At 60.2% G+C, this 17,717-nt stretch carries 15 protein-coding genes; 8 read left to right on the forward strand and 7 right to left on the reverse strand.

Annotated elements, in window-relative coordinates:
* Positions 1-86: 86 nt before the first annotated feature.
* From bioD to bioB, 5 genes are all read right to left on the reverse strand, one after another.
* A complete protein-coding gene (bioD, locus tag ACZZ0A_RS22945; protein ID WP_007910044.1) occupies positions 87-767 on the reverse strand; it encodes a dethiobiotin synthase in 681 nt (226 codons plus the stop codon).
* A complete protein-coding gene (bioC, locus tag ACZZ0A_RS22950) occupies positions 764-1,573 on the reverse strand; it encodes a malonyl-ACP O-methyltransferase BioC (protein ID WP_007910042.1) in 810 nt (269 codons plus the stop codon). The genes bioD and bioC overlap by 4 nt, the downstream gene beginning before the upstream one ends.
* Positions 1,566-2,297 carry an alpha/beta fold hydrolase gene (locus tag ACZZ0A_RS22955; RefSeq protein ID WP_463543769.1) on the reverse strand — a complete coding sequence of 244 codons (732 nt, stop codon included), beginning with the start codon at positions 2,295-2,297 and terminating at the stop codon, positions 1,566-1,568. The genes bioC and ACZZ0A_RS22955 overlap by 8 nt, the downstream gene beginning before the upstream one ends.
* The gene (gene bioF / locus ACZZ0A_RS22960; protein WP_463543770.1) at positions 2,290-3,468 is read right to left on the reverse strand and encodes an 8-amino-7-oxononanoate synthase; all 1,179 of its coding nucleotides are present in this window, start codon (positions 3,466-3,468) and stop codon (positions 2,290-2,292) included. The genes ACZZ0A_RS22955 and bioF overlap by 8 nt, the downstream gene beginning before the upstream one ends.
* A 130-nt stretch (positions 3,469-3,598) precedes the next feature.
* A complete protein-coding gene (bioB, locus tag ACZZ0A_RS22965) occupies positions 3,599-4,654 on the reverse strand; it encodes a biotin synthase BioB (protein ID WP_007910031.1) in 1,056 nt (351 codons plus the stop codon).
* A gap of 91 nt (positions 4,655-4,745) precedes the next feature.
* On the opposite strand from bioB, the gene ACZZ0A_RS22970 reads away from it, so the two are divergent.
* The 5 genes from ACZZ0A_RS22970 (at position 4,746) to rarD (ending at position 10,599) form a co-directional block, all read left to right on the forward strand.
* Positions 4,746-5,480, forward strand: a complete 735-nt coding sequence (locus ACZZ0A_RS22970) for a phosphoribosyltransferase family protein (protein ID WP_463543771.1) — start codon at positions 4,746-4,748, stop codon at positions 5,478-5,480.
* Between the two features lie 189 nt (positions 5,481-5,669).
* Positions 5,670-6,434: a TOBE domain-containing protein gene (locus tag ACZZ0A_RS22975; protein WP_095112728.1), complete on the forward strand. Its 765-nt coding sequence runs from the start codon at positions 5,670-5,672 to the stop codon at positions 6,432-6,434.
* A gap of 70 nt (positions 6,435-6,504) precedes the next feature.
* On the forward strand, positions 6,505-8,406 hold the full coding sequence (locus ACZZ0A_RS22980; protein WP_463543772.1) for a PhoX family protein: 1,902 nt from the start codon (positions 6,505-6,507) through the stop codon (positions 8,404-8,406).
* A gap of 170 nt (positions 8,407-8,576) precedes the next feature.
* Positions 8,577-9,551 (forward strand): serine/threonine protein kinase, encoded by a 975-nt coding sequence (locus ACZZ0A_RS22985; RefSeq protein WP_463543773.1) that lies wholly within the window; start codon positions 8,577-8,579, stop codon positions 9,549-9,551.
* Between the two features lie 160 nt (positions 9,552-9,711).
* A complete protein-coding gene (rarD, locus tag ACZZ0A_RS22990) occupies positions 9,712-10,599 on the forward strand; it encodes an EamA family transporter RarD (protein WP_007910020.1) in 888 nt (295 codons plus the stop codon).
* A gap of 223 nt (positions 10,600-10,822) precedes the next feature.
* Here the strand turns inward: rarD and ACZZ0A_RS22995 are convergent, their stop codons facing one another.
* The gene (locus ACZZ0A_RS22995; protein ID WP_007910018.1) at positions 10,823-11,341 is read right to left on the reverse strand and encodes a glycine cleavage system transcriptional repressor; all 519 of its coding nucleotides are present in this window, start codon (positions 11,339-11,341) and stop codon (positions 10,823-10,825) included.
* 504 nt (positions 11,342-11,845) lie between these two features.
* Here ACZZ0A_RS22995 and ACZZ0A_RS23000 point away from each other — a divergent pair.
* Positions 11,846-14,023, forward strand: a complete 2,178-nt coding sequence (locus ACZZ0A_RS23000) for a malate synthase G (protein ID WP_414915569.1) — start codon at positions 11,846-11,848, stop codon at positions 14,021-14,023.
* A gap of 193 nt (positions 14,024-14,216) precedes the next feature.
* On the opposite strand, the gene ACZZ0A_RS23005 is transcribed toward ACZZ0A_RS23000, so the two are convergent.
* Positions 14,217-14,663 carry a response regulator gene (locus tag ACZZ0A_RS23005; RefSeq protein WP_007910016.1) on the reverse strand — a complete coding sequence of 149 codons (447 nt, stop codon included), beginning with the start codon at positions 14,661-14,663 and terminating at the stop codon, positions 14,217-14,219.
* A gap of 257 nt (positions 14,664-14,920) precedes the next feature.
* On the opposite strand from ACZZ0A_RS23005, the gene ACZZ0A_RS23010 reads away from it, so the two are divergent.
* Together ACZZ0A_RS23010 and ACZZ0A_RS23015 are read left to right on the forward strand one after the other, a co-directional pair.
* Positions 14,921-16,855, forward strand: a complete 1,935-nt coding sequence (locus tag ACZZ0A_RS23010) for a putative nucleotidyltransferase substrate binding domain-containing protein (protein ID WP_414915571.1) — start codon at positions 14,921-14,923, stop codon at positions 16,853-16,855.
* Positions 16,852-17,559, forward strand: coding sequence for a 3'-5' exonuclease (locus tag ACZZ0A_RS23015; protein ID WP_123375963.1), 708 nt, complete (start codon positions 16,852-16,854; stop codon positions 17,557-17,559). The genes ACZZ0A_RS23010 and ACZZ0A_RS23015 overlap by 4 nt, the downstream gene beginning before the upstream one ends.
* Positions 17,560-17,717: the final 158 nt, after the last annotated feature.

Raw genomic sequence — 17,717 nt, forward strand, 5'->3', positions numbered from 1 at the left:
GGATCAATGGCGCCATTGAAGCAGAGGCGTCAGAAAAACACCCGTCAAAAACACTAATGGCACAGTGCCTGCCCATAGAGAAAAGCTTAGTCGAGCAGATCCAGTTGCAAATGATCGGCCACCGCCTCTGCACTCAAGGCCTTGAGTTTCGGCACGCGCCCCAGGCACGGCGCCGGAATCCGCTCGGCCAACGTCGCGAGGTTTTCTTCCAGCCGCGAAGTCTTCGCATCGATGATATTCGCCACCCACCCGGCCAACTGCAGCCCATCACGAGCAATCGCTTCCGCCGTCAGCAAGGCATGACTGATGCAACCCAGCCGCACGCCTACCACCAGGATCACCGGCAGTTTCAAGGCAATCGCCAGATCCGACAAATTATCCTGATCCGCCAGCGGCACTCGCCAGCCGCCCGCGCCTTCGATCAAGGTGAAATCGGCATTCATTGCCAGAATCTCACGCATCGGCGCCAGCAACGATTGCACGGTCAACGCTACACCGGCCTCGCGCGCTGCCAGATGCGGAGCAATCGCCGGCTCGAACGCTACCGGATTGACCTGTTGATAAGTCAGCGGCAGCGAACATTCGGCCAACAGCGCCAACGCATCGGAATTGCGCAACCCCTTGGGCGTCACTTCGCACCCGGACGCCACCGGTTTGCCCGCCGCCGTACTCAAGCCCGCCGAACGAGCTGCATGCAGCAACCCGGCGGCAACGGTGGTCTTGCCGACATCGGTATCCGTTCCGGTGATGAAATAGGCTGCGCTCATACGGGTTTCTCCAACACGGCGTAGACCACCTGATAAGTCGCCGGCAACCCCGACGCCTCACGGAACTGCTCGTAAGCTTCAACCAAACCGAGAATCCGCGCCCGTCCGGTCAAACCGCCCGGCCGCCCCGGGTTCAGATTGTGCGCGCCCAAGGCTTTCAATTCATGGGTCAGGCTGCGCACATCCGGGTAATGCAGCACGTGTGGTTGATTCTCCAGACTCAGCGTGCGCAAGCCACTGGCCGCACACAATTGCTGATAACGGGCGAACTCGCGGAAGCGGTTGACGTGCACCAGCCCGTCGACTTGCCGCCAGCTGTCGCGCAACTCAAACAACGTCCCTACACAAAGACTAGCAAACGCAAAAATCCCACCCGGTTTCAGCACGCGAAAAGCTTCGCTGAGCACTGCATCGAAATCCGCACACCACTGCACCGCGAGGCTTGAGAAAATCAGGTCGCAGGTCGACTCCTGCAGCGGCAGCCGCTCCGCGTCGCCAGCAATGAAATGCTCGGCACCGCCCAGTGGCCGCGCATGCTCAAGCATGCCTTCGGCGATATCCAGCGCCAGACCATGGCCTTCAACAAAACGCGAGGCCAGCGCCCGGGTGAAATACCCCGTGCCGCAGCCCAGATCCAGCCAGCGCGCCGGTACGAAATCCACCGGCAAGCGCTGCAGCAATTGTGTACCGACATCACGTTGCAACTCGGCGACGCTGTCGTAACTGGCCGCCGCGCGAGAAAAAGAGGCTGCGACCTGACGCTTGTCAGGCAAGCCGCCAGGCAGCACAAGAGACAAATCAGTCATCACCGCACTCGTGTAGAAAAGCCTGGATAGCGCCCGCCAGTCCGTGGGGGGCTTCCAGAAGAAACGCATGACAGGCCTGTTCGATCAGACCTATTTCGATATCCGGCAACAGGGCGAACAACGCCCCCGCCGCTTCCGCCGGGACCAGGGCATCCTGTCCCGCGAACAGATGAAATTGCGGACCGCGAAATGCTTGCAGGGCTTCGCGTGTGTCCATCTGCGCGAGCAATTCCAGTCCCGCCATCAATGCAGTCGGCGCAGTGTGCGGTGCGCCGCCCAACATCAATCGCGACAGGCCGCGCGGATCCTGCGCCCCCTGAGCACAGAGCAGCGAAAAACGTTTGAGGGTCATCCGCGGATCGGCCTGGCAACCGGCGAGAAACACATCGAACGTTTCGCCCGGCATCGCGTTCGGCCATTGTTCATGGGCGATAAAAGAAGGATTGCTCGCCAGCGTCAGCAACCCGCAGCAACGCTCGCCGCGGCGCGCCGCCAGTTCGGACGCAAGCATGCCGCCCAGCGACCAGCCACCGAGCCAGACGTCTTGAGGAATGTTTTCATCGAGTTCCTCGAGCCAGTCTTGCAGATCGCTGGAATCCAGCTCCGGCAGCGGCTCGATGTCGACTTTCAGATGTTCATCGAGCCCCTGCAACGCCGCAGCCAGAGGCTCCATCGGCGACACACCGAGGCCCCAGCCGGGCAGCAGAATCAGGCGATCACGCATGGCTTGGCTCCGACGACAATTGGGCAAAGCAATCGGCCAGTCCCTCTAACAATAGCTGCACCTGCGCCTCGCTGTGGGCAGCGGTCAGGGTCACGCGCAAGCGAGCGCTGCCGGCGGGCACGGTCGGTGGGCGGATCGCCGTGACCATCAGGCCGCGCTCGCGCAACATCTGCGACAGCCGCACGGCGCGCCCGGCATCGCCAATCATGATCGGCTGAATCGGCGTGAAGCTGTCCATCAACTCCAGGCCAATCTGCTCGGTGCCATGGCGGAACTGACGGATCAGCGTTTGTAGATGTTCTCGACGCCAATGCTCAGTGCGCAGCAGCTCCAGACTTTTCAGCGTTGCGCAGGCCAGCGCCGGTGGCTGACTGGTGGTGTAGATATACGGACGGGCGAACTGGATCAGGCTTTCGATCAGCTCTTCGCTGCCCGCGACGAACGCGCCAGCGGTGCCGAACGCTTTACCGAGGGTGCCGACCAGCACCGGCACGTCCTCCTGACTCAAACCGAAATGCTCGACAATCCCGCCGCCATTTGCACCCAGCGGCCCGAAACCGTGAGCGTCATCGACCATCAGCCACGCGCCTTTGGCCTTGGCTTCGCGGGCCAATGCCGGCAGATCAGCGAGGTCGCCGTCCATGCTGAACACGCCATCGGTGACGACCAACGTATTGCCGGTAGCTTTCTCCAGACGTTTGGCCAGGCTCACCGCGTCGTTGTGCAGATAGCGATTGAAACGCGCGCCGGACAACAGACCCGCATCCAGTAACGAGGCGTGATTGAGCCGATCCTCCAGCACCGTATCGCCCTGCCCGACCAGCGCCGTGACGGCGCCGAGATTGGCCATGTAGCCGGTGGTGAACAACAGCGCACGCGGACGCCCGGTGAGATCGGCCAACGCTTCTTCCAGTGCGTGATGCGGGCCGCTGTGGCCGATCACCAGATGCGAGGCGCCACCACCGACACCCCAACGTTCAGCGCCGGCGCGCCAGGCTTCGATCACTTGCGGGTGATTGGCCAGACCGAGGTAATCGTTATTGCAGAACGCGAGTAGCGGTTTGCCGTCGACCACCACTTGCGGCCCCTGCGGGGACTCGAGCAGCGGTCGCTGGCGATAGAGGTTTTCGGCACGACGGGCAGCAAGGCGTGCGGCGAGATCGAAAGACATGCAGGCCTCACATCTGAAAAATGACTGTGTAGGAGCTGCCGAAGGCTGCGATCTTTTGATGTTGTTTTTTAAAAGACAAGATCAAAAGATCGCAGCCTTCGGCAGCTCCTACATGGAATCCGTATGGCGATCAGACGGCGGCGTTGTAGAACTGCTCGCTGCTCTTCTGCTCCACCAGCGCCTGCTCGATCGCGGCCTGATGCACCTCGTCGGAATGCTCCTCGCGGGCTTCCGGCTGAATACCCAGACGCGCAAACAGTTGCATGTCCTTGTCCGCCTGCGGGTTGGCGGTGGTCAGCAACTTGTCGCCGTAGAAAATCGAGTTGGCCCCAGCAAAGAATGCGAGGGCCTGCATCTGCTCGTTCATCGCTTCGCGGCCGGCGGACAGGCGCACGTGGGATTGCGGCATGAGGATGCGCGCCACGGCGAGCATGCGGATGAAGTCGAACGGGTCGACGTCTTCGGCGTTTTCCAGTGGCGTACCGGCGACTTTCACCAGCATGTTGATCGGCACCGATTCCGGATGCTCCGGCAGGTTGGCCAACTGGATCAGCAGATTGGCGCGGTCATCCAGCGATTCACCCATACCGAGGATGCCGCCGGAGCAGATCTTCATTCCCGACTCACGCACGTAAGCCAGGGTCTGCAGACGCTCGCTGTAAGTACGGGTGGTGATGATGCTGCCGTAGAACTCGGGCGACGTGTCGAGGTTGTGGTTGTAGTAATCGAGACCGGCCTTGGCCAGTGCTTCGGTCTGGTCCTGGTCGAGACGGCCAAGAGTCATGCAGGTTTCCAGGCCCATGGCCTTTACCCCTTCAACCATTTTCAGCACGTACGGCATGTCTTTGGCCGACGGATGCTTCCACGCCGCGCCCATGCAAAAACGTGTCGAGCCGATTGCCTTGGCGCGTGCTGCCTCTTCGAGGACCTTCTGCACTTCCATCAGCTTTTCTTTTTCCAGGCCGGTGTTGTAGTGACCGGACTGCGGGCAGTACTTGCAGTCTTCCGGACAGGCACCGGTCTTGATCGACAGCAGGGTCGAAACCTGAACGCGGTTGGCGTTGAAATGTGCGCGGTGCACCGTTTGCGCCTGGAACAGCAAGTCGTTGAATGGCTGTACGAAGAGTGCTTTGACTTCGGCCAGAGACCAGTCGTGACGCAGGGTGGCAGTGGTGCTCGCGCTCATGGGTAGTTCCTTGGTTATGCTTGGCTGGCGGCTGCGGGAACGGAATACCCACAGGCGCGACACGGATGTTCGGCATATTTAAGGAAGAGTCATGCGCTGTCAACCACGATACGAAGGACCGGTTTACATCTGTTTAAATAATGTACAAACCTGCCTGCTTTGCGATGAGCCGGCAGAAGCAGAAATGCCAATTTGCATGGCTTGCGAAACTGATCTGCCCTGGCTCGGCGACCACTGCCAGACCTGCGCCTTGCCACTCCTCGCCGCGGGCCTGACCTGCGGCGAGTGCCTGCTAGAGCCGCCGGCGTTCGAACAGGTGGTGGTGCCGTGGCAGTATGGCTTCCCCGTCGACAGTTTGATTACGCGCTTTAAACACAACGCAAAATGGCCGTTTGGCCACCTGCTCGCCGACGTTCTCGGGCAATACCTGCAACATCGCTTCGATGAGGGTTTGCCGAGGCCAGATGCGTTGTTGCCGGTACCGCTGGCGAATAAACGCCTGCGTCAACGCGGGTTCAACCAGGCAGCTATGTTTGCGCGGTGGTTGAGTGAGTCGCTGGATCTGCCGTGTGAAGAAACGGTTCTGCGCCGAGTCAAGGACACCGATGCCCAGCAGTCGCTCGACGCCAAATCGCGTAAACGTAATCTGCGCAATGCCTTCGACCTCATGCCGGATGCGCAGGTAAAAAACCGACATCTCGCGCTGGTTGATGACGTATTGACCACCGGCGCTACCGCACAGGCTCTCGCCCGGTTGCTGATGAACGCTGGCGCCGCGCGGGTCGATGTCTATTGCCTGGCGCGCACGCCAAAGCCTGGAGGCTGAAGTCGACACAATCCCCCTGTGGGAATGAGCCTGCTCGCGATAGCGTCATCATTGCCAACATTTATGCTGACTGATCCACCGCCATCGCGAGCAGGCTCACTCCTACAATGGATTTGGGTTCGGCTTGACTCTCGCGTTGCGAGCGGCCAACTTCCACGTCCACCGCCACAGCAAAAAAGCACCCCATCCATGTCCATGCCGTCCCTGTTGTCCCAGCACATCGTCCGCCGTCCGCAGCGCATCGCCCTGCTGCAACACATCGCCGAACAGGGCTCGATCACCCGCGCCGCGAAGAGCGCAGGCCTGAGCTACAAAGCCGCGTGGGATGCCATCGATGAGCTGAACAACCTGGCGCAAAAACCACTGGTCGAACGTGCCGTCGGCGGCAAGGGTGGGGGCGGTGCGAAACTCTCCAGCGAAGGCGAGCGCGTGTTGCGCCTGTATCAAAAGCTTCAGGCCTTGCAGGCCCAGGTGCTGGAGGCAGCGGAAGATGCCAGCGACCTCGACCTGCTCGGTCGCTTGATGCTCAGAACCAGCGCGCGCAACCAGTTGCACGGCAAAGTCGTGGCGATCGAAGCGCAGGGCCGCAATGACCTGATCCGCCTCGAACTGGCCGAAGGGCTGTGCCTCGACGCGCAGATCACCCACGACAGCACCGTGCATCTGGAACTACAAACCGGTACCGAAGTGGTGGCGCTGATCAAGGCCGGCTGGCTGGAATTGCTCGGCACCGAGCAATCTGCAACGTCTGGTCACAATCTTCTGAAGGGCACTATCGAAGCGATTCTCGACGCCGAGGACGGCCCCAGCGAAGTACGGATTACCCTGCCCAACGGCCATACTCTCTGCGCCTTGGCTGAGCCGCTCGATTTGCGCACGCGCGGGCTGACCGTCGAGCAACCGGTGCAGGTGCAGTTTTCGCCGTCCAATGTGCTGATCGGCACGCCGCTGTAATCAGGCGCTGCAACGAAAGCGTCATCGACGCTCATTAAGGTAGCTGCCAAAACCAAGCAGGGAGCCTGATGTGAGCCTATTAGAAGAAAACCAATCCACTGATCTGGAAAAGATGGTCGGCCTCAGCCGTCGTGGTTTCATCGGCGCCGGTGCGCTGTGCGGCGCGGCGATGTTCCTCGGTGGCAGTCTGTTGAGCCGCAGCGCGCTGGCCACCGGCGTCAGCGCCGGCAACAGCCGCCTGCTCGGTTTCGAGAGCATTCCCGCTGCGACCACCGATGTCATCACGCTGCCCAAAGGCTACAAGTCTTCTGTGCTGATCAGTTGGGGCCAGCCATTGCAGAAAAATGGCCCGGCCTTCGACCCGAGCGGCAACGGCACCGCCGCCGCACAGGAAGTGCAGTTCGGCGACAACAACGACGGCATGAGCCTGTTCGCCTTCCCCGACGACCGCAATCGCGCGTTGATGGCGATCAACAACGAATACACCAACTACCGCTACCTCTACCCGCACGGCGGCATGCCGCAATCGGCCGAAGACGTGCGCAAGGCACTGGCCTGCGAAGGCGTGTCGGTGATCGAAGTGCAGCGCAAGAACGGTCAGTGGCAGTTCGTTCAAGGCTCGCGTTACAACCGCCGCATTCACGGCAACTCGCCGCTGCGCATCAGCGGCCCGGCGGCCGGTCATGACCTGATGAAAACCGCGGCCGACAAACACGGCAAAAAAGTCCTCGGCACGTTCCAGAACTGCGCCAACGGTAAAACGCCGTGGGGTACCTATCTGACCTGTGAAGAAAACTTCACCGACTGCTTCGGCAGCAGCAACGCCCAGCAGCAGTTCGACCCGGCGCAAAAGCGCTACGGCGTCTCGGTCGCCAGCCGCGAGATCAACTGGCACCCGTACGATCCGCGCTTCGACATGGCAAAAAACCCCAACGAACTCAACCGTCACGGCTGGGTGGTCGAGATCGATCCGTTCGATCCGCAATCGACTCCGGTCAAACGCACGGCACTGGGCCGCTTCAAACATGAAAACGCCGCCCTGGCCGAGACCGACGACGGTCGCGCCGTGGTCTACATGGGCGACGACGAGCGTGGCGAATTCATCTACAAATTCGTCAGCCGCGACCGCATCAACCACCGCAACGCCAAGGCCAACCGCGACATCCTCGACCACGGCACCTTGTACGTAGCGAAATTCGACAACGGCGACAGCAACCCCGATCACCCGAAAGGCCATGGCCAGTGGATCGAGCTGACCCACGGCAAAAACGGCATCGACGCCAGCAGCGGCTTTGCCGATCAGGCTGAAGTGCTGATCCATGCGCGCCTTGCCGCCAGCGTGGTTGGCGCAACGCGCATGGACCGTCCGGAATGGATCGTCGTCAGCCCGAAGGACGGCCAGGTCTATTGCACCCTGACCAACAACGCCAAGCGCGGCGAGGACGGGCAACCGGTGGGCGGACCGAACCCGCGCGAGAAGAACGTCTACGGGCAGATCCTGCGCTGGCGCACCGACCGCGACGATCACGCGTCGAAGTCGTTTGCCTGGGATCTGTTTGTGGTCGCCGGCAATCCGGGCGTACATGCCGGAACGCCGAAGGGTGGCTCGAAAAACATCACCCCGCAGAACATGTTCAACAGCCCGGATGGCTTGGGCTTCGACAAGGCCGGGCGCTTGTGGATTCTCACCGATGGCGACTCCAGTAACGCTGGGGACTTTGCAGGGATGGGCAATAACCAGATGCTTTGCGCCGATCCGAAGACCGGTGAAATTCGTCGGTTCATGGTCGGGCCGATTGGTTGTGAAGTGACGGGCATCAGCTTCTCGCCGGATCAGAAAACCCTGTTTGTCGGGATTCAGCATCCGGGGGAGAACGGTGGTTCGACCTTCCCTGAGCATTTGCCGAATGGCAAGCCGCGGTCTTCGGTGATGGCGATTACTCGCGAGGATGGTGGAATCGTCGGCGCCTGACAGGCCCTCATCGCGAGCAGGCTCACTCCTACATTTGGAATGCGTGCGTTCCCCTGTAGGAGTGAGCCTGCTCGCGATGGCGTCAGCACAGACACCAACCAACTCCCACGCTGCCATCTGCGCTACCATGCTGGGCCGGACGCGGCAGCCTGCTGCGCGCAGGAGTCAGCATGGCCCACCCGTTTGAAACCCTCACCCCCGACCTCGTGCTCGATGCCGTTGAAAGCATCGGCTTCCTCAGTGATGCACGCATTCTGGCGCTCAACAGCTACGAAAACCGCGTCTATCAGGTCGGCATCGAAGACTCCGAACCGCTGATCGCCAAGTTCTATCGCCCGCAGCGCTGGACCAAAGAAGCCATCCTCGAAGAACACAAGTTCACCTTCGAGCTGGCCGACGTCGACATTCCGGTCGTGGCGCCGCTGATCCATAACGGCGAAACCCTGCACGAGCATGCCGGTTTCCGCTTCACCCTGTTCCCGCGGCGCGGCGGCCGTGCGCCGGAGCCGGGCAATCTTGATCAGCTGTATCGCCTCGGCCAGTTGCTCGGGCGCATTCACGCGGTCGGCGCGACCAAGCCGTTCGAACACCGTGAAGCCCTCGCCGTGCAGAACTTCGGCCACGCCTCACTGAACACCTTGCTGGAAGGCAACTTCATTCCGAAAAGCCTGCTGCCGGCCTACGAGTCCGTCGCCCGCGACCTGCTTAAACGCGTGGAAGATGCCTACGCCAACACGCCACACCAGAACATCCGCATGCACGGCGACTGCCACCCCGGCAACATGATGTGCCGCGACGAAATGTTCCACATCGTCGACCTCGACGACTGCCGCATGGGCCCGGCGGTACAGGACATCTGGATGATGCTCGCCGGTGATCGCCAGGAATGCCTGGGGCAGTTGTCGGAGTTGATGGATGGCTACAACGAGTTTCACGACTTCGACCCGCGTGAGCTGGCGCTGATCGAACCGCTACGCGCCTTGCGTCTGATGCACTACAGCGCCTGGCTCGCGCGGCGCTGGGATGACCCGGCGTTCCCGCACAGCTTTCCGTGGTTCGGCACCGAGCGTTATTGGGGTGATCAGGTGCTGGCGTTGCGTGAGCAGCTGTCCGCGCTTAACGAAGAACCTTTGAAGTTGTTCTGAATTAAAGATCAAAAGATCGCAGCCTTCGGCAGCTCCTACATGGATCGCATTCCCCTGTAGGAGCTGCCGAAGGCTGCGATCTTTTCGCTTTCTGACACGACACATCTATACAACCTCCTTACAATCCCTCCTTTGTTAGCTGCCTAAGCAAGGATTCTGCATGCAAGCCGCCAACCCGCGTCGCGGGTACATTCTGGGCCTGAGTGCCTACATCATCTGGGGCCTGTTCCCGATCTACTTCAAAGCCATCGCCGAGGTTCCGGCGGTCGAGATCATCATCCATCGGGTGTTGTGGTCGGCGCTGTTTGGTGCGCTGTTGCTGATGGTGTGGAAACACCCGGGCTGGTTGCGCGAGTTGCTCGACAATCCCAAGCGACTGGCGATTCTGGCCTTGAGCGGAACGCTGATCGCGGCCAACTGGCTCACCTACGTGTGGTCGGTAAACAACGGGCGCATGCTTGAAGCGAGTCTCGGTTACTACATCAACCCGTTGGTAAACGTGCTCTTGGGCATGTTGATTCTTGGCGAACGCTTGCGCCGGATGCAGTGGATCGCGGTCGGTCTGGCAGCGGTCGGTGTAGCGCAACAGGTCTGGCAGGTCGGCAGTCTGCCGTGGGTGTCGCTGGTGCTGGCGCTGACGTTCGGCTTCTACGGTCTGATCCGCAAACAGGCGCCAGTCAAAGCGTTGCCGGGGCTGGTGGTGGAAACCTGGATGCTGGTGCCGATCGCGATTGCCTGGCTGCTCTTCAACCAGACCGCGACCAGCGCTCAACCGGAGTTCTGGACCACGTCCCAAGCCTGGTGGCTGGTGGCGGCCGGTCCGGTGACATTGGTGCCGCTGGTGTGCTTCAACGCCGCCACGCGCCACTTGCCTTACACCACCATCGGCTTCCTGCAATACCTGGCGCCGACCCTGGTGCTGCTGCAAGCGGTGTTGCTGTTCGGTGAGCACTTGTCGTCGAGCACGTTAGTCGCGTTTATCTTCATTTGGGCCGGTCTGGCCGTTTACAGCGTCGATGCCGTGATCAGTTTGCGCCGGCGCAGCTGATCAAAAAACGTACAAAGCCTCGCAGGCCACGGTTCTCGTGGCCTGCATCGTTCCTTCCCAAGGTTATCCACAGCGTGATCCCCGCCGTTTGTGTGCAAGTCACTGAATGTTGGCGGTTTTTTGATCAACTCCAGCAAAGCCACGGCGGGCCTGGCGATGCGGGCAGTCTCTACAGGTTATCCACAGGCAGGTGCACGTTTAAACTGGATAACCCGGTCAGCGTTTAAACGTCTGTGCGTAACACCAGTTCGACCATCAGATCATCGGCCAGGGTTTCCAGGCGCGACTGCAAGACGTCGAGCGACAAGGTCAGTGGCACTGCAAGAATCGCCTCAGCGTGGAACAGCGGTTCACTGCTCATCGGTGCCGGGCGCACTTCCGTCACCAGCCGCTCAAGGTTGACGCCTTGCTCGCTCAACAGCCGGGTGATGTCGCGCACGATGCCGGGACGATCATTGCCCACCAACTCCATGGCGATCGGTTTCCAGGTGCAGGACTGCTCGATACCACTCTCGGCAATCAATACGCGGATGCCATGCGTCGACAGTGCTTGTAGGGAATCGACTAATTCGTCGTAAGCCTCCGCTGGCACGCCCACCCGAAGAATGCCCGCAAACTGCCCGGCCATCCGCGACATGCGGCTTTCCAGCCAGTTACCGCCATGCTCGGCGATGCATTGGGCGATACGCTCGACCTGCCCGGGCTTGTCCGGGGCGAATACGGTGAGTACGAGATGGTCCATGGCGTCGCCCTCTTGTCATGACTTTTGTTATAGAAGGGGAAGTATAGGCAAGGGTCGAATTTGCGTTGAGGCGACCGACGCTTTCGCGAGCAGGCTCGCTCCCACATAAACCGCTGCCATAGCAGCCAAATACCATTTATGTGTACAACTTTTTATATTTAGCTGGAACAATCCAATGGTTTTTTGAGAACATCCCGTTCCGCGATGTGACCGCAATGCGACATGAGGTCGCAGAACGACGTAATTAGTCTGATTTTCACAAGCGCAACTCATCATGTAGTATGCCGCAGCGCGCACTACATAACGCTGGATCGATGTCTGCCCAAGGCCTGTTCGCAACCCTGAAAGCCCCGTCAGCAAGGCCCCCAAGCCGTTGATTGGTCCCAGCCCAGCCGCCCGCAATGGCATGTACTGGTCGGCAGGTTTGTGGTTTAAATGGCCAGAGGCTTCATTGTCAAATTGAAGAGCTGAAAAGCGAAATAGCTGAGCAGAGTGAGGCAAGCAATGACTGAACACGTTCAAGTCGGTGGCCTGCAGGTCGCCAAAGTCCTGTTCGACTTCGTGAACAACGAAGCCATTCCCGGTACCGGCCTCACCGCCGACAAGTTCTGGGAAGGTGCCGACAAGGTCATTCATGACCTGGCGCCGAAGAACAAAGCCCTACTCGCCAAACGCGATGACTTCCAGGCTCGTATCGATGCCTGGCATCAGGAACGCAACGGTCAGGCGCACGACGCCGTGGCCTATAAAACCTTCCTGCAAGAAATCGGTTATCTGCTGCCAGAAGCGGCTGATTTCCAGGCAACGACACAAAACGTCGATGATGAAATCGCCCGCACCGCCGGCCCACAACTTGTTGTGCCGGTGATGAACGCCCGCTTCGCTCTCAATGCCTCGAACGCCCGCTGGGGTTCGCTGTATGACGCCCTCTACGGCACCGACGCGATCAGCGAAGACGGTGGCGCGGAAAAAGGCAAAGGCTACAACAAGGTGCGTGGCGACAAAGTCATCGCCTTCGCCCGTGCGTTCCTCGACGAAGCTGCGCCATTGGCGGCTGGCTCCCACGTTGATTCGACCGCCTACAAAATCGCTGACGGCAAACTGCTGGTCACCCTCAAGGGCGGCAGCAATACTGGCCTGCGCGATGACGCTCAGCTGATCGGTTTCCAGGGCGACGCCAACGCGCCAATCGCCATCTTGCTGAAACACAACGGTCTGCACTTCGAAATCCAGGTCGACGCTACTACCCCGGTTGGCCAGACCGACCCGGCCGGCGTCAAAGACATCCTGATGGAAGCGGCCCTGACCACCATCATGGACTGCGAAGACTCGGTGGCCGCCGTCGATGCTGACGACAAAGTGGTGATCTACCGCAACTGGCTCGGCCTGATGAAGGGCGACCTGTCGGAGTCCGTGTCCAAGGGCGGTCAGACCTTCACCCGCACCATGAACCCGGATCGCACCTACACCGCGCCGAATGGCGGTGAAGTGACGTTGCACGGTCGTTCGCTGCTGTTCGTGCGTAACGTCGGTCACCTGATGACCATCGACGCGATCCTCGACAAAGACGGCCACGAAGTGCCGGAAGGCATCCTCGACGGTCTGGTCACTTGCCTCGCGGCGATGCACAACCTCAACGGCAACACCTCGCGTCGCAACACCCGCACCGGTTCCGTGTACATCGTTAAACCGAAGATGCACGGCCCGGAAGAAGCAGCGTTCACCAACGAGCTGTTCGGCCGCATCGAAGACGTGCTGGGCCTGAAGCGCAATACGCTGAAAGTCGGGATCATGGACGAGGAACGCCGTACCACGGTCAACCTCAAGGCCTGCATCAAAGCGGCCAGCGAGCGCGTTGTGTTCATCAACACCGGATTCCTCGACCGTACCGGCGACGAAATCCACACCTCCATGGAAGCCGGCCCGGTTGTGCGCAAGGCCGACATGAAGGCTGAGAAGTGGATCGGCGCCTATGAAAACTGGAACGTCGATATTGGTCTGAGCACCGGCCTGCAAGGTCGTGCGCAAATCGGTAAAGGCATGTGGGCCATGCCGGATCTGATGGCGGCGATGCTTGAGCAGAAAATCGCGCATCCATTGGCCGGCGCCAACACCGCTTGGGTACCGTCGCCGACCGCCGCTGCACTGCACGCGCTGCACTACCACAAGGTTGATGTGTTCGCCCGTCAGGCCGAACTGGCCAAACGTGCTCGTGCTTCGGTGGACGACATCCTGACCATCCCGCTGGCGGTCAACCCGAACTGGACGCCAGAGCAAATCAAGAACGAACTGGACAACAATTCCCAGGGCATTCTCGGTTACGTGGTGCGTTGGATTGACCAGGGTGTTGGCTGCTCGAAAGTACCGGACATCAACGACGTCGGCCTGATGGAAGACCGTGCCACGCTGCGTATCTCCAGCCAGCACATCGCCAACTGGCTGCGCCACGGTGTGGTGACCGAAGCGCAAGTGATGGAAAGCCTCAAGCGCATGGCGCCGGTGGTGGATCGTCAGAACGCCAACGACCCGCTGTACCGTCCGCTAGCACCGAACTTCGACAGCAACATCGCCTTCCAGGCGGCGGTCGAACTGGTGGTTGAAGGCACCAAGCAGCCGAATGGCTACACCGAGCCGGTGCTGCACCGTCGTCGTCGCGAGTTCAAGAAGGCCAACGGCTTGTAACTTGCGCTGAATGCCGGACATGAAAAAGCCCTGATCGAGAGATCAGGGCTTTTTTGTTTGGTTGATCGTTCCCACGCTCCGCGTGGGAATGCAGCCTGGGACGCTCTGCGTCCCTTCCAAAGCCGAACGCGGAGCGTCCGTGGAAGCGTTCCCACGCAGAGCGTGGGAACGATCAGCGAAAGAGCGGCAGGTCCTAGGGTTCGATACCTAATTCATGTTTCACCAACGCCAACAACTTGCCCGTATCAATCGGCTTGAGCAAAAAATCCACCACGCTCAAATGCATCGCCGCAATCGCGTCTTTCACATCAGCATCGCCGGACACGATGATGATCGGCATCGCTGCCCTCACCGACTCACGCACCTGACGGATCAGCTCGAGGCCGTCGACATTGCCCATGCGCAGATCCGTGATCACCAGCCCGATCGAAGGCTTTTCTTCGAGCATCTTCAGCGCCGTCTCGCCACTGGCTGCGGTCATGCAACGAATGCCATCCAACGCGAGAATCTCCGACAACAGCTCCCGGGCGTCCTTGTCGTCATCAACGATCAATACACGCTGAGGTGGCAGGTCAGGTTCGAGCATGACTGCACTGAGCGCTTCTCGCTCGGCATCGCTCAAAATATCGTGGTCGGACATGGCGCTCTCTAAATATTCAAAACAGTCCCTTGGCAAGTGGTCAGACATCGCTGGGCAGAGCTTCAATGTGCACTTCGTCGGATTTTTTTCCAAGGGGGCAAACCAGGGAATTTCCGACTGTTTGCGTAGGGCATCTCCGAAACTGCGCCAATGGTGGCAAAACCTAGACTTACGTCCAATGGGCACCCCGCCCGCAGGGGTCGACCATGGCCAGAACGATCCGACAACAACAATTCGAAAAGACTGCGGTAATGGTTATGAGTAAAGCGGACGCCTTCACCCAGGCAGGGAAAACCGCGGTATTGCAGAACATTCAGGGCACCCTGCAATTCCTTCAGCGCTTCCCGCCCTTCAATCAGATGGAACACGCCCACCTGGCTTATCTGGTGGAGCAATGTCAGCTGCGTTTCTACGGCCAGGGCGAGAGCATCATCAAACCCGCCGACGGCCCGGTCGAACATTTCTATATCGTCAAACAAGGTCGGGTGGTCGGCGAACGTCAGCACATCACCAAACCCGGCACCGAGACCACGTTTGAAATCACCACCGGCGAATGTTTTCCGTTGGCCGCACTACTCGGTGAACGCGCGACGCGCACCGAACACCTGGCCGGCGAAGATACGTTCTGCCTGCAACTGAACAAACTGGCGTTCATCAAACTGTTCGCCCTGTCCAACGCCTTCCGTGATTTCGCCTTGCGCGGGGTCAGCAGCCTGCTTGATCAGGTCAATCAGCAAGTGCAGCAAAAAGCCGTGGAAACCCTCGGCACGCAGTACTCGCTGAACACCCGACTCGGCGAACTGGCGATGCGTCACCCGGTGACCTGCGGCCCGGACACGCCATTGCGCGAAGCGGTGAAGTTGATGCACGAGCAGCAGGTCGGCAGCATCGTTGCGGTGGATGAACACAAGGCGCCGTTGGGCATTTTCACCCTGCGCGATCTGCGTCATGTGGTGGCCGCCGGTATTGGCGATTTCGGCGAAGCCATCGAGCGCCACATGACGCCTTCGCCCTTTTATCTTTCGCCGGATCACAGTGCGTTCGATGCGGCGATTGCCATGACCGAACGGCACATCGCGCATGTCTGCCTGGTCAAGGATCAGCGCCTGTGCGGCGTGGTCTCCGAGCGCGATCTGTTTTCCCTGCAACGGGTCGATCTGGTGCATCTGGCGCGGACGATTCGCAGCGCCCAGCGCGTCGAACAACTGGTGAGCCTGCGCGGCGAGATCGGCCAACTGGTCGAACGCATGCTCGCCCACGGAGCGTCCTCGACGCAGATCACCCACATCATCACCCTGCTCAACGACCACACCGTGTGCCGCGTCATCGAACTGACCCTCGCCGAAAAAGGCGATCCCGGCGTGCCGTTCAGTTGGCTGTGTTTCGGCAGCGAAGGTCGCCGCGAGCAGACGCTGCACACCGATCAGGACAACGGCATTCTGTTCGACGCGCGGGACGCAGCACATGCGGCAGAGATTCGCGGCAAGTTGCTGCCGATTGCCCAGCAGATCAACCACAGCCTGGCGCTGTGCGGTTTCACCCTGTGCAAGGGCAACATCATGGCCGGCAACCCCGAACTGTGTCTGTCGCGGGCAGAATGGGCGCGGCGTTTTGCGGCGTTCATTCGCGAGGCGACGCCGGAAAATCTTCTTGGGTCGAGCATCTATTTCGATCTGCGCGTGGTCTGGGGCGATGAAAAAAGCTGCGAACAGTTGCGCCGGGGCATTCTTGACCAAGTCGGCGACAACCGTTTGTTCCAGCGCATGATGGCCGAGAACGCCCTGCGCAATCGTCCACCGGTGGGACGTTTCCGCGAGTTTGTGCTGGCGCGCAAGAATGGCGAGAAAGCCACGCTGGATCTGAAGGTGCAGGGGCTGACGCCATTCGTGGATGGCGCGCGACTGCTCGCGCTGGCTAACGGTATCGACGCCAACAACACCCTCGAACGCTTCCGTCAGTTGGTCGAGAAAGAAGTGATCGAACGGCTGGACGGCGCGGCGTATGAAGAGGCGTATCACTTCATTCAGCAAACGCGCATGCAGCAGCATCAGTTGCAGACCCGCGAGAATCTGCCCTATTCCAACCGCGTAGACCCCGACAGCCTCAATCACCTGGACCGGCGCATCCTGCGTGAATCCTTGCGTCAGGCGCAGCGCCTGCAAAGCAGCCTGACCTTGCGGTATCAGCTATGAGCCTGTTTTCGTGGCTGCGCCCGGCGAGTGCGGTGGTGCCGGTGGATTTCCAGCAGCGTCTGGCTCAGTTGCCAACGATTACACAGCTCAGCGAATGCACACTGCGCGAACAGCGCTGGGTGGTGCTGGATCTTGAAACTACCGGGCTGAATCTGAGCAAAGACCGAGTGTTGTCGATTGGCGCGGTGGTGATCGAGGACGGCGCGATCGATTTCAGCCAGCAGTTCGAACGCACGTTGCAATGTCGCGAATTGAAGCTCAGCCCCAGCGTGTTGATTCACGGGTTGGGGCCGAATGCGATTGCGGCGGGCAGTGAGCCGGCCGAGGCGTTGCTCGAACTGATGGAATTTATCGGCGACAGCCCGGTATTGGCGTTTCATGCGCCGTTTGATCAGCACATGCTCGGGCGCGCGTTGAAGGAGCATCTGGGGCACAAGTTGCAGCAGGTGTTTCTTGATGTCGCCGACATTGCACCGCTGGTGTGTCCGCAGGCGCACATTCGTGAGGCCGGGCTGGATGAGTGGATCGACTGGTTCAAGCTTGAGGTGTTCGAGCGGCATAACGCGAGTGCCGATGCGCTGGCGACGGCGGAACTGGCGTTGATTCTGTTCAGCCGGGCGCGGGGGCAGCAAATTCATAGTCCGTTGAATTTGCAGCAGCGGTTGAGTCAGTGGAAGCGTAGGCAGCAGGCGCCTTCGTTTTAAATCAAAAGCCCCTCACCCCAGCCCTCTCCCGGAGGGAGAGGGGGCCGACTGAGGTGTCTCGGGCTTTTCATCGACCTGAAAGACCGAGTTGATTGTGGATTCACTGAAAATCGTTCAGGTCGGTGTATCTCCTGAATATCCCCCAATCGGTCCCCTCT

It is taken from the genome of Pseudomonas sp. AC242 (assembly GCF_979258655.1).

Coding starts and splice junctions, on each gene's coding strand:
- ACZZ0A_RS23000 (WP_414915569.1), top strand. CDS start 11,846: ATGACTGAACACGTTCAAGTCGGTGGCCTGCAGGTCGCCAAAGTCCTG.
- ACZZ0A_RS22985 (WP_463543773.1), top strand. CDS start 8,577: ATGGCCCACCCGTTTGAAACCCTCACCCCCGACCTCGTGCTCGATGCC.
- ACZZ0A_RS22995 (WP_007910018.1), bottom strand. CDS start 11,341: ATGGACCATCTCGTACTCACCGTATTCGCCCCGGACAAGCCCGGGCAG.
- ACZZ0A_RS23015 (WP_123375963.1), top strand. CDS start 16,852: ATGAGCCTGTTTTCGTGGCTGCGCCCGGCGAGTGCGGTGGTGCCGGTG.
- bioC (WP_007910042.1), bottom strand. CDS start 1,573: ATGACTGATTTGTCTCTTGTGCTGCCTGGCGGCTTGCCTGACAAGCGT.
- ACZZ0A_RS22970 (WP_463543771.1), top strand. CDS start 4,746: ATGCGCTGTCAACCACGATACGAAGGACCGGTTTACATCTGTTTAAAT.
- rarD (WP_007910020.1), top strand. CDS start 9,712: ATGCAAGCCGCCAACCCGCGTCGCGGGTACATTCTGGGCCTGAGTGCC.
- ACZZ0A_RS22975 (WP_095112728.1), top strand. CDS start 5,670: ATGTCCATGCCGTCCCTGTTGTCCCAGCACATCGTCCGCCGTCCGCAG.
- bioF (WP_463543770.1), bottom strand. CDS start 3,468: ATGTCTTTCGATCTCGCCGCACGCCTTGCTGCCCGTCGTGCCGAAAAC.
- bioD (WP_007910044.1), bottom strand. CDS start 767: ATGAGCGCAGCCTATTTCATCACCGGAACGGATACCGATGTCGGCAAG.
- ACZZ0A_RS23010 (WP_414915571.1), top strand. CDS start 14,921: ATGAGTAAAGCGGACGCCTTCACCCAGGCAGGGAAAACCGCGGTATTG.
- ACZZ0A_RS22955 (WP_463543769.1), bottom strand. CDS start 2,297: ATGCGTGATCGCCTGATTCTGCTGCCCGGCTGGGGCCTCGGTGTGTCG.
- bioB (WP_007910031.1), bottom strand. CDS start 4,654: ATGAGCGCGAGCACCACTGCCACCCTGCGTCACGACTGGTCTCTGGCC.
- ACZZ0A_RS23005 (WP_007910016.1), bottom strand. CDS start 14,663: ATGTCCGACCACGATATTTTGAGCGATGCCGAGCGAGAAGCGCTCAGT.